The sequence below is a fragment of the Ramlibacter sp. AN1133 genome (assembly GCF_037890035.1).
In the GTDB taxonomy this organism is placed as follows: Bacteria; Pseudomonadota; Gammaproteobacteria; order Burkholderiales; family Burkholderiaceae_C; genus Ramlibacter.
Map to the genome: position 1 here is coordinate 49,135 of NZ_JBBKTQ010000032.1, position 10,327 is coordinate 59,461.

The 10,327-nt window shown below is 70.4% G+C and carries 9 protein-coding genes; all 9 read right to left on the reverse strand.

The annotated features are described in order from the left end of the window. Positions 1-1,920 carry a 2-oxoacid:acceptor oxidoreductase subunit alpha gene (locus WG923_RS27340; RefSeq protein ID WP_340354191.1) on the reverse strand — a complete coding sequence of 640 codons (1,920 nt, stop codon included), beginning with the start codon at positions 1,918-1,920 and terminating at the stop codon, positions 1-3. 25 nt (positions 1,921-1,945) lie between these two features. Beyond that, a complete protein-coding gene (gene gltA, locus WG923_RS27345; protein WP_340354192.1) occupies positions 1,946-3,442 on the reverse strand; it encodes an NADPH-dependent glutamate synthase in 1,497 nt (498 codons plus the stop codon). 15 nt (positions 3,443-3,457) lie between these two features. After that, positions 3,458-4,396, reverse strand: coding sequence for a sulfide/dihydroorotate dehydrogenase-like FAD/NAD-binding protein (locus WG923_RS27350; RefSeq protein ID WP_340354193.1), 939 nt, complete (start codon positions 4,394-4,396; stop codon positions 3,458-3,460). Between the two features lie 526 nt (positions 4,397-4,922). After that, on the reverse strand, positions 4,923-5,825 hold the full coding sequence (locus WG923_RS27355; RefSeq protein ID WP_340354194.1) for an NAD(P)-dependent oxidoreductase: 903 nt from the start codon (positions 5,823-5,825) through the stop codon (positions 4,923-4,925). A gap of 11 nt (positions 5,826-5,836) precedes the next feature. After that, positions 5,837-6,817, reverse strand: a complete 981-nt coding sequence (locus tag WG923_RS27360) for a Bug family tripartite tricarboxylate transporter substrate binding protein (protein WP_340354195.1) — start codon at positions 6,815-6,817, stop codon at positions 5,837-5,839. A gap of 4 nt (positions 6,818-6,821) precedes the next feature. Next, complete coding sequence (locus WG923_RS27365; RefSeq protein WP_340354196.1) at positions 6,822-7,526, reverse strand: ABC transporter ATP-binding protein; 705 nt, start codon at positions 7,524-7,526, stop codon at positions 6,822-6,824. Then, positions 7,519-8,283 (reverse strand): ABC transporter ATP-binding protein, encoded by a 765-nt coding sequence (locus WG923_RS27370; protein WP_340354197.1) that lies wholly within the window; start codon positions 8,281-8,283, stop codon positions 7,519-7,521. The genes WG923_RS27365 and WG923_RS27370 overlap by 8 nt, the downstream gene beginning before the upstream one ends. Beyond that, positions 8,280-9,329, reverse strand: coding sequence for a branched-chain amino acid ABC transporter permease (locus tag WG923_RS27375; protein WP_340354198.1), 1,050 nt, complete (start codon positions 9,327-9,329; stop codon positions 8,280-8,282). The genes WG923_RS27370 and WG923_RS27375 overlap by 4 nt, the downstream gene beginning before the upstream one ends. Further along, the gene (locus tag WG923_RS27380) at positions 9,326-10,189 is read right to left on the reverse strand and encodes a branched-chain amino acid ABC transporter permease (RefSeq protein ID WP_340354199.1); all 864 of its coding nucleotides are present in this window, start codon (positions 10,187-10,189) and stop codon (positions 9,326-9,328) included. Before WG923_RS27380 ends, WG923_RS27375 begins: the two co-directional genes overlap by 4 nt. Positions 10,190-10,327 lie beyond the last annotated feature (138 nt).

Consider the following 10,327-nt stretch of genomic DNA (forward strand, 5'->3'; position numbering starts at 1 on the left):
TCAGGCCGCCTTTCCGGAATGGCGCAGCCGCTGCAGCAGCACGCGGCGGATGGTGGAAGGCTTGATCGGCTGCCCGCAGACTTCGGTGAAGCAGTCGACGTCGACCAGGAAGCGGGCGCGCAGCAGCGTGGCCAGCGCCGCATAGCGCCGGTTGCTGTCGTCGATCAGTTCGTCCTCGGGGCGGTCGCTCCAGTTGCCCTCGATCGTCATGACCTGCCGGAAGCCGCTCATGGCCTCCTTGATACCGGGTGCCATCGGCTGCAGGAACTGCAGGTGCAGCGAGGACACCGCATGGCCCTGCGCCTGCAGGCCGGCCACGGCCTCCTCGATCGCGCCCTTGGTGCTGCCCCAGCCGACCACCAGCAGTTCGCCTTCGGGCTTGCCGAAGATCGTCGGCGGCCGCAATGTCTTCTGCAGCGCCGCAAGCTTGAGGCTGCGCCGGCGCAGGCCTTCCTGGTTCGACACCGCGTCGTAGGCCACGTGGCTGTCGCGGTCGTGCGCCAGCCCGGTCAAGGTGTGCATGCCCCCGGGCTGCCCAGGCTTGAAGCGGCGCGACAGGCCGGTCAGTTCGTCCCATTCGTAGGGCTGCGCGCCTTCCGGCACGGGCGCCTGGTCGACCGGCGGCGCCATCCAGCTTGCGCTGAACTCGGGCCGGCGGAACGGCTGCTGCGAAGTGGCGAGGCCGGCGTCGGTGAGCACCACCACCACCATGTTGAAGGTCTCGGCCAGCCGCCGCGCCATGATCGGGGCGTAGAAGCACTCCTCGATCGTCCCGGGCGCCAGCACGATCTTGGGCGCGTCCCCGTGGCTCCCGTAGATGGCCGTGAGCAGGTCGCCCTGCTCCATCTTGGTCGGCTGGCCGGTGCTCGGCCCGCCGCGCTGCACGTTCACCACCACCAGCGGAATCTCGCCCATCACCGCCAGGCCGATGCCTTCCTGCTTGAGGGAGTAGCCGGGCCCCGAGGTGATGGTGACGGCGCACTTGCCCGCGTACGACGCGCCGATCGCGAAGGCGCAGGCCGCGATCTCGTCCTCGGCCTGGTGCACGATCCCGCCGACCTTCTCGAACACTTCGGCGAGGTAGTGCGACGCCGAGGTGGCCGGCGTGATCGGGTACATCGCGCAGATTTCCATGCCCGAGGCGAGCACGCCCAGCGCCAGCGCGGTGTTGCCGTTGACCACGATCTGCGGCTCGGTCGCGCGCTTCGCCGGAATCTCGAAGCAGAAGTCCAGGTTGTCGCGCGCCCAGCGATGGCCGGATTCGAGCAGGCGGACGTTGGCCTCGACGATCGCGCGGTCCTTCTTGCCGAAGGTGTGCGCGATCTGGTCGACGGCGAGCTTCAGGTCCAGCGCGTAGATCTGGCACAGCATGCCCAGCGCGAACATGTTCTTGCCGCGGCGCGCATCGGGCACCAGCTTGCGGCACTCCTGCTCCATCGGCACCTCGTACAGGCGGTAGCCGGCGGCGCGCAGGCGCTCGCAGGTGCCCGCGTACGAGGCCTGGACGGCCGTGTCCTTGTGCGTGCGCCACATGCTTTCCAGCAGGACGATGCAGCCGGGCTTGAGTTCGTCGGCCCGCACCCGCCCCAGCAGCACCTGCTCGTTGAAGCTCACCACCAGGTCGGTCTTGTCGCCGCCGTTGGTGACCGCGCCCGCGCCGATGCGGATGCGGTTGCCGCTGGCGCCCGCCACGCTGCGCGCCGGCGGCCGGATCTCGGCGGGGATGATCTCCGTCGTCCAGATGCCGTTGCCCATCTGGGCCGCGATCGAGCCCAGCGACTGCCCGCACTTCTGCGCGCCCTCGCCCGAGTCGCTGATGATCTCGACGACGTGCTCCTTCAGGCGCGTGCGCGCCGCGGGCGCGCGGCCCGTGGCCTCCTCGCGCGCCGGTTGCGGATTCAGGATGACGGATGCGTCCATGGAGTCCCCATGCTTGCGTTGCTGCTCAGGCCAGGTGCACGCGCGTGAAATTGCGCTCGTGCGCCGCGATTCCCAGGAAGGCCGGCTCGCCCTCCTCGCGATAGGGCTGGGCCGCGTCGCGGATGCCCAGGTACGCCTTCATGGCGCGCGCGGCCTTGCGCCCGGCCCCCATCGCCTCGATGACGGTGGCGGCGCCGGTCACGATGTCGCCGCCGGCGAACACGCCCGCGATCGAGGTCGCCAGGTTGTCGTCGGTGGCGATGTAGCCCCACTTGTTCAGCTTCAGCCCCGAGGTCTGGCCCATGATCGGGTTGGCGTTGGTGCCGATCGCGTAGACGACGAGGTCGGCCTCGAAATCGAATTCGCTACCGGGGACCGGCACCGGCCGCCGGCGGCCGGAGTCGTCCGGCTCGCCCAGGGCCATGCGCACGCAGCGCATGCCGCGCACGTTGCCCTGGCCGTCGCCGAGCACCTCCACCGGGTTGGTGAGCCAGTGGAACTCGATGCCCTCCTGCTCCGCGTGATGCACTTCCTCGGCCCGCGCCGGCGCCTCCGCCCGCGAGCGGCGGTAGATGCAATGGACCTTGTCGGCCCCCAGCCGCAGCGACACGCGCAACGCATCCATCGCGGTGTTGCCGGCACCGACCACCGCCACGCGCCGCCCCGCCGGCAGCGGCGTGTCGAAGGCCGGGAAGTCGCGCCCGCGCATCAGGTTGCAGCGCGTGAGCAGTTCGTTGGCGGAGAGCACGCCATTGAGCGAATCGCCGGGGATGCCCAGCATGCTCGGGTAGCCGGCCCCCACCCCCACGAAGACGGCGTCGAAGCCCATCTCGGCGATCATCTGTTCCAGCGTGAAGAGGCGCCCCACCAGCGTGTTGCACTCGAACTGCACGCCCAGCGCGCGCAGCTTGTCGATCTCGGCGTCGATCACCGGGTTGGGCAGGCGGAAGTCCGGGATGCCGTACTTCAGCACGCCGCCCGGCTCGTGGAAGGCCTCGTACACGATCACCTCGCAACCCGCCTTGGCCATGTCGGCCGCGCAGGCCATGCCCGCCGGCCCCGATCCCACGATGCCCACGCGCCGTCGCACCGGCTCGATGAAGGGCACGCTGACCCAGCCCTCGCGCAGCGCCGTGTCGCCGACGAAGCGCTCCAGCCGCCCGATCGCCACCGGCTCCAGCGACTCGCCCACCGTGCACTCGCCCTCGCACTGGTTCTCCTGCGGGCACACGCGCCCGCACACCGAGGGCAGCAGGTTGGTGGCGGTGAGCACCTCGTAGGCGCCGCGCAGGTCGCGCTCCGCCACCCTTGCGATGAAGCCCGGGATGTCGATCCCCACCGGGCAGCCGCCGATGCAGGGCTGGTCCGGGCACAGCAGGCAGCGGTCCGCTTCGCGCAGCGCCTCGTCCTGGTTGTAGCCGCATGCGACCTCCTCGAAGTTGCGCGCGCGCCTTAGCGGATCCTGCTCGCGCATCGGGGTGCGCTCCTGCGGGATGGTGCGGATCGTCTTCTTCTTGGCCATGGCATCCCCTCCTGGCTAGCCGCCGAAGACTTCTTCGGCCGGATCGGGCAGTTCGTAGGCGTCCGGCGCGGCCGCGCGGGACTGCGGTGGCGCGGGCTCCTGCGCCGGCTCCGGCATGCGGCAGGACTCGGACCAGCGCGACTGCGCCGTCCTCTCCTGCGTGTCGAAGCGGTGCAGCCGCGCCATCAGGTCGTCGAAGTCCACCAGGTGGCCGTCGAAGTCGGGTCCGTCGACGCAGCCGAAGCGGACCTCGCCGCCCACCTTCACCCGGCAGCCGCCGCACATGCCGGTGCCGTCGACCATGATCGGGTTGACGCTCACCATGGTGCGGATGCCGTGCGGGCGCGTGGCCTCGGCCACCGCCTTCATCATCACGGGCGGGCCGATGGCGATCACCTCCTCGATGTGCGGCTCGCGCTTGAGCGCCAGCGCCACGCCGTCGGTGATCAGGCCCCGGATGCCGGCGGAGCCGTCGTTGGTGCACAGGATCAGGTCGTCGCAGGCGCGGCGGAACTTGTCCTCCCAGAACACCAGTTCGCGGGTGCGGAAGCCCAGCACCGCGGTGACCTGCGCTCCTGCCTCCTTGAACGCGCGCGCCTGCGGGAACACCGGCGCGACGCCGAGGCCGCCGCCGACGCACAGCACCTTGCGCGCGCTGCCGATGGTGCTGGGCATGCCCATCGGGCCGACCAGCGCGAACAGCGCGCTGCCCACGCGGCACTCCTGCTGCATCTGCCGGGTGGTCTTGCCGACCGCCTGGATCACGAGGGTGATGGTGCCGCGGCCGCGGTCGTAGTCGGCGATGGTGAGCGGGATGCGCTCGCCCTGCGGGTGCAGCATCACGATCACGAACTGTCCCGGCCGTGCGGCGCGCGCCATCTGCGGATGGCGCACCTCCAGCAGGAAGGTGACATCGGAGAAGTCCTCGCGGGCCACGACAGCGAATTCGGACATAGCGCTTGCCTCCGATCGGCCGGCTCCGGTGCGCTTCGGTTCGCTCGGGCGGCGTCTGCTCTTTGCACCATCGCCGGTGCGCGTTGCGCATTCCGAAGGGCCGCGATGGTTGTCAGGAGTATGAAAGTCAAGGAGGGCGGAACGTTGACCGCCATCAATGAAGGCCGCGCGCGGCCGGAGGCGTGCGCGCAATGGCAACGCGAATAGTCACCGGGACGTCAGTGCCGCTGCGAAATGGAGGGCAACACGGGCCGCGGGCCCGATCGCGGCGGCCGGCGGTCGCCATGAAAAAGGCCGCCGCAGCCAGGAGCTGAACGGCGGCCTTGCGCGGCCCGGGGGCCACGCGAATCCTCAGGGCCAAGGGGATGGAGACACCCTGAGGAGAGGGTCGGAACCTCCTGGTTCCAGCCTGGGAAATCCTCCCTGCACCCTCTTGCAAGCCATCGTAGGCTTGCGGCCGGGCGGGACCTTGATGCGCATCAACGCGAAGGATCACGCCCACGCGACATTGCAATCCGAGGAAACCCTAGGACTTACTTCCGCCCCGCGCGGCCAGCAGCCGGTCCGCATAGTCCTGCCAGGGCGCGCCCCGGGCGAGGCCGCGAAAGATGCCTTCGCGCGCCTGGTCCGCCATCCACTGCTGCTTGTCCGCCGTGGCGGCCGTCATGAACGGGGCGAAACCGGCCTCGCGCACCGTGTGGGCCGCCTCGCGCATCTCCTCCGCGCGGCGCTGGCCGTGCTGCACGACGCGGCTGAAGAAGTACGCGCCCTGCTGCGCCCAGTCGATGGCGGGGAAGGTCTCCTGCAGCGTGGGCAGCACGTGGTCTTCCACGCCGTAGGCGCGCGCCGTGCTGTAGCTCTCGATGACCAGCGCCTCCAGGCCCTTGATCATCACGCTGCGGCACATCTTGATCGCGCTGGCCACGCCGAGCTGCTCGCTCACCGCCTTGGCGTCCAGGCCCCAGGACTGCAGCAAGGTCGCCAACTGCGCGGCGCGCGCGCCGCCGAGCAGCATCGGCACCTTCACGCCGTGGGGCGGCACCGAGGTCATCACGCCCGCTTCGACGTAATGCGCACCGCGCGCGTCGACGGCCGCGCCGGCTGCCTGCTTGGTGCCGGGCGAGGCCGAATTCAGGTCGAGGAACAGGGCGCCCGCGCGCAGGAAGGGCGCGGCCTCCTGTGCCACCGCCAGCGTGTTCGACGCCGTCACCGCGGAGATCACGAGGTCGCTGGCCTCGCACAGCTCGCGCATCGAGGTGCAGGCGCGGATGCCGTGGGTGCGCGCATGGCCCGTCTCCGCCTCGGCCGTGGCGCTATCCGCGAACTTCAGGTCCCACGCGGCCACTTCGCCCACGAAGGGTTTCAGGCCGCCGGCGAAGATCTTGCCGACCTCGCCGTAGCCGACGAGGCCCAGGCGCTTGACTTGCATGCCGTCCTCCTTCACTGGCGCGGGATCTTCGCCCGCGCGATCACGTCGCTCCAGCGCCGGATCTCGCTGGCCAGCAGGTTGCCCAGGTCCTCGGGCGTGCTCCAGCGGGCGTCGACGTTCAGGTCGGCCAGCTTCTTCTTCAGCTCCGGCGTCGCCAGCGCCTTCTTCAGCTCCGCGTTCACGCGCAGCAGCACGGGCGCGGGCGTCTTCGCCGGCGCGGCCAGTGCGTTCCACGAGGCGACGCGCAACTGCGCGAGCGGCCCGCCGGACTCGGCGGCGGTCGGCACGTCCGGCAGGCCCGTGGGCCGGTGGTCGCCGAAGGTGGCCAGTGCCCGCAGCGCCTTCGAGGCGAGCTGCGACTTCACGGGCGCGAGGATCTCCACGGCGGCGTCCACCGAGCCGCCGCGCAAGGCGGTGATCACGGCCGGCGTGCCGTTGAAGGGCACGACCTGCACGTCGATGCCCGCGGTGGTCTTGAACAGTTCGGCCGCGAGGTTCTGCGTGCTGCCGATGGCAACCGTCGCGACATTCAGCTTGCCCGGGTTGGCCTTCGCGTAGGCGAGCAGGTCGGCCAGCGAGCGGAAACGCGAGTTCTCCGGCACGACCAGCGCGATGTCGAAAGTGCCCAGCAGGGAAATCGGCGCGAAGTCCTTCTGCGCGTCGAAGGGCAGCTTCTGGAACAGGCCTTCGCTGACCGCCGTGCCGTTGCTCATGAGAAGCAGGGTGGTGCCGTCCGGCTCCGCCTGGGCGACGAGGGTGCCCGCCGTCACGCCGCCCGCGCCCGGACGGTTGTCGATCACCACGCTCTGTCCCAGTTGCTCGCCGAGCTTCTGCCCCACGGCGCGCGCGGTGAGGTCGGCGACGCCGCCGGCGCCGAAAGGCACGACGATGCGGATCGGTTTGGCGGGCCACTTGTCCTGCGCTGCCAGCCACGGCGTGGCGAGCGCGGTGGCCACGCCGGCCAGCGCGAAGGTCCTGCGACGAATGCTCATCGGACTATCGTGCCACACCGAGCAGCCGGTCCAGCAGCTCGGGATCGTTGCGCAGGCGGTCCGCCTGGCCCGCATGCACCACCGTGCCGTGGTCCAGCACGATCGTGCCGTGCGAGATGTCGAGAATGGCCAGCGGATGCTGCTCCACGATGATGGCCGCGAGGCCCTCCTGCCGCGTGATGCGCGAGATCGCCCGCAGCAGCTCGCTCACGATGATCGGCGCCAGGCCCTCCAGCGGCTCGTCGAGCAGCAGCAGCTTCGGGTTGACGACCAGCGCGCGGCCCATGGCCAGCATCTGCTGCTCGCCGCCGGACAGCTGCGTGCCCAGGTTCGTCTTGCGCTCCGCCAGCCGCGGGAACATCTCGTACACGCGCTCGGGCGTCCACGGCCCGGGGCGCGCCACGGCGGTCAGGTTCTCGTGCACCGTGAGCGACTTGAAGATGTTGCGCTCCTGCGGCACCCAGCCGATGCCGGCCTTCGCGCGCTCGTGCGAGGGCAGCCTGTGCAGCGCCACGCCGGCGAGCGTGATGCTGCCGCCATGCTGGCGCGTGGCACCGGCCAGCGTGTCGATCAGCGTGGTCTTGCCGGTGCCGTTGCGCCCCAGCAGGGCCAGGGTCTCGCCCTGCCCCAGCGCGAAGGAGACGTCGTGCAGCACGACGGCCTCGCCGTAGCCGGCGCTCAGGTTCTCGACGCGCAGGATTTCAGACATGGAGCGGCTCGTCCTCGTAACCCAGGTACACGGCCTTCACGCGCGGATCGGCCGCGATCTCGTCCGGCGTGCCCTCCGTGAGCACGGCGCCGTTCACCAGCACGGTCATGCGATCGGCGAAGCTGAAGACGAGGTCCATGTCGTGCTCGATCAGCAGCACGGAAACATCGGCCGGCAGTGCCGCCACCGTCTGCAGAAGTTCCTCGCGCTCGCCCGCCGGCACGCCCGCCACCGGCTCGTCGAGCAGCAGCACGCGCGGCTCGCAGGCCAGCGCGATCGCGATCTCCAGCAGGCGGCGCTTGCCGTAGGCGAGGTGCTCGGTCTGCTGGTCGGCCACCTCGGCCAGGTGGAACTGCTCCAGCAGTTGCTGCGCGCGCTCGGCCACGCGGCCGTCGTGCCCCAGCGAACGCCACCAGCGCGCACCCAGCCCGCGCTGCTGCGAGACGACGAGTGCCAGTGTTTCCAGCGGCGTCATGGAGGCGAACAGCTGGTTGATCTGGAAGGTGCGCACCATGCCGCGCCGCACGCGCTGGTGCGGCGCGAGATGCGAGATGTCCTGCCCTTCGAGCGTGATGCGGCCCGCGGTCGGCTCCAGCACGCCGGTGAGCAGGTTGATCAGCGTCGTCTTGCCGGCGCCGTTGGGGCCGATGAGGGCATGGCGGGCGCCGCGCTTCAGGTCGAGGCTGACGTCGTTGGTGGCGACGATGCCGCCGAAGCGCTTGACGAGGCCCTGGCAGGACAGGACGACTTCCGTCATCGAGAACCTCCCTCAGGCTTCGCCCCTGCCGGGGCTGCGCCTCCCCCCTCCTGAAGGAGGGGGCCCGCGCCTTCGGGCGGCCGTGCGGCGCTGGCCTTCCTCCACCAGGTCCACGGCTTGAGCAGCCGGTCGCGTCCCACCAGCACCAGCACGACGAGGAACAGCCCCAGCCAGAAGCCCCAGTACTGCTGCGTGATGCCGGAGATCCAGTCCTGCATCAGCTTGAACACGATCGCGCCGGCGAGGCCGCCATAGAGCCAGCCGACGCCGCCGATCACCAGCATCAGCAGCGTGTCGGCGGAGCGGTGGAACTCGAACACGTCGAGCGAGGCGAAGCCGGAGGTCTGCGTGAACAGCGCACCGGCGGCACCGGCCATCGCGGCGGCCACGGTGTAGATCGCGATCAGGCGCGCATGCACCGGCACGCCGATGGCCAGGGCCCGCAGCCGGTTGTCGCGGATCGCCTTGAGCGTGGCGCCGAAGGGCGAATGGACGATGCGGCGCGCCATCAGGAACAGGACCAGCAGCACGGCGAGCGAGTAGAAGGCGGCGGTGCGGCCCGCGAGGTCGAACTCGAACCGGCCTAGCACCGGCGAGAACACCAGGCCCTGGATGCCGTCGGTGCCACCCGTGAGCCAGTCGAGCTTGTTGGCCAGCTCCAGCAGGATCAGCGCCACGCCCAGCGTCACCATCAGGCGCGTGAGGTCGGAGCCGCGCAGCACCGTGAGGCTGGCGGCCAGCCCGAGCAGCGCCGCGGCCCCCATGGACACCAGCAGGCCCAGGTGCGGATCCGGGTTCACGTGCTTGCAGAACAGCGCCGACACGTAGGCGCCCAGGCCGAAGAACGCGGCGTGTCCCAGCGAGACGATGCCGCCGTAGCCCAGCACCAGGTCCAGCGACATGGCGAACAGGCCGACGATCGCGATCTCGTTGACGAGCGCCGCATGCGAGGGAAACAGCAGCGGCGCGGCGAACGCGAGCAGCCACACGACCGGCTCCCACGGCCTGATGCGGCTTGCGCGCTGCAGATCCGCCTGCGCGCTCATGCCTTGCCGCCTTGCCGCACGAACAGGCCGTTGGGCCGCCACAGCAGGATGGCGATCATCAGGCTGTAGACGATGAAGGCGCCCATCTTGGGGATGTAGTACTTGCCCGCCACGTCGGCCACGCCCAGCATCAGCGCCGCCAGCAGCGGGCCGGTGATCGAGGACGTGCCGCCCACGGCCACCACGATCAGGAAATAGATCATGAACTTGAGCGGGAACGAGGGATCGAGCCCCAGCACCTCCGCGCCCAGCGCGCCGCCCAGTCCCGCCAGGCCGGAGCCGAAGGCGAAGGTGGAGAGGAACACCAGGTTCACGTTGATGCCCATGCCGGCCGCCACGCGCTGGTCGTCGACGGAGGCGCGCAGGCGGCTGCCGAAGCGGGTGCGGGCCAGCACGAACTGCAGCACTATGGTGAGCGCAGCGCACACCGCGATGATGAACAGGCGGTAGTGGCCCATGCCCAGCGAGCCGATCTCGGTGCGGCCCTTGAGCCACTGGGGCAGCTGCATGATCTGCTGCGTGGAGCCGACGTAGTAGTCCACGCCGGCGACCGCCATGAACACCAGTCCGATGGAAAACAGCACCTGGTCCAGGTGCGGCTTGCGGTACAGCGGCCGGTACAGCGTGCGTTCGAGCACGGCGCCGAGCAGCGCGGTGCCCACGAAGGCGATGGGCAGGCACGCCAGGAAGGGGACATCGAGCCGCTGCATCAGCAGCACGGTGATGTAGCCGCCCGTCATGGCGAAGGCGCCGTGCGCCAGGTTGATGAAATTCATCAGGCCCATGGTCACGGCCAGGCCGACGGCGAGCACGAACAGCAGCATGCCGTAGGCGATGCCGTCGAAGAGGATGGTGAGCATGGGTTTTGGCGGTTCCTCCTTCCCCCTCCGGGGGAAGGTCGGGATGGGGGCGCCCCGGTGGCTCGTTCGGCGCCGGCGTGGGGGGGGGGGGGGGGGGGGGGGGGGGGGGGGGGGGGGGGGGGGGGGGGGGGGGGGGGG

Bases quoted from the DNA above. Each gene is read 5' to 3' on its own strand.
- WG923_RS27360 (WP_340354195.1), bottom strand. From the start codon at position 6,817: ATGAGCATTCGTCGCAGGACCTTCGCGCTGGCCGGCGTGGCCACCGCG.
- WG923_RS27355 (WP_340354194.1), bottom strand. From the start codon at position 5,825: ATGCAAGTCAAGCGCCTGGGCCTCGTCGGCTACGGCGAGGTCGGCAAG.
- WG923_RS27365 (WP_340354196.1), bottom strand. From the start codon at position 7,526: ATGTCTGAAATCCTGCGCGTCGAGAACCTGAGCGCCGGCTACGGCGAG.
- WG923_RS27350 (WP_340354193.1), bottom strand. From the start codon at position 4,396: ATGTCCGAATTCGCTGTCGTGGCCCGCGAGGACTTCTCCGATGTCACC.
- WG923_RS27370 (WP_340354197.1), bottom strand. From the start codon at position 8,283: ATGACGGAAGTCGTCCTGTCCTGCCAGGGCCTCGTCAAGCGCTTCGGC.
- WG923_RS27380 (WP_340354199.1), bottom strand. From the start codon at position 10,189: ATGCTCACCATCCTCTTCGACGGCATCGCCTACGGCATGCTGCTGTTC.
- gltA (WP_340354192.1), bottom strand. From the start codon at position 3,442: ATGGCCAAGAAGAAGACGATCCGCACCATCCCGCAGGAGCGCACCCCG.
- WG923_RS27375 (WP_340354198.1), bottom strand. From the start codon at position 9,329: ATGAGCGCGCAGGCGGATCTGCAGCGCGCAAGCCGCATCAGGCCGTGG.
- WG923_RS27340 (WP_340354191.1), bottom strand. From the start codon at position 1,920: ATGGACGCATCCGTCATCCTGAATCCGCAACCGGCGCGCGAGGAGGCC.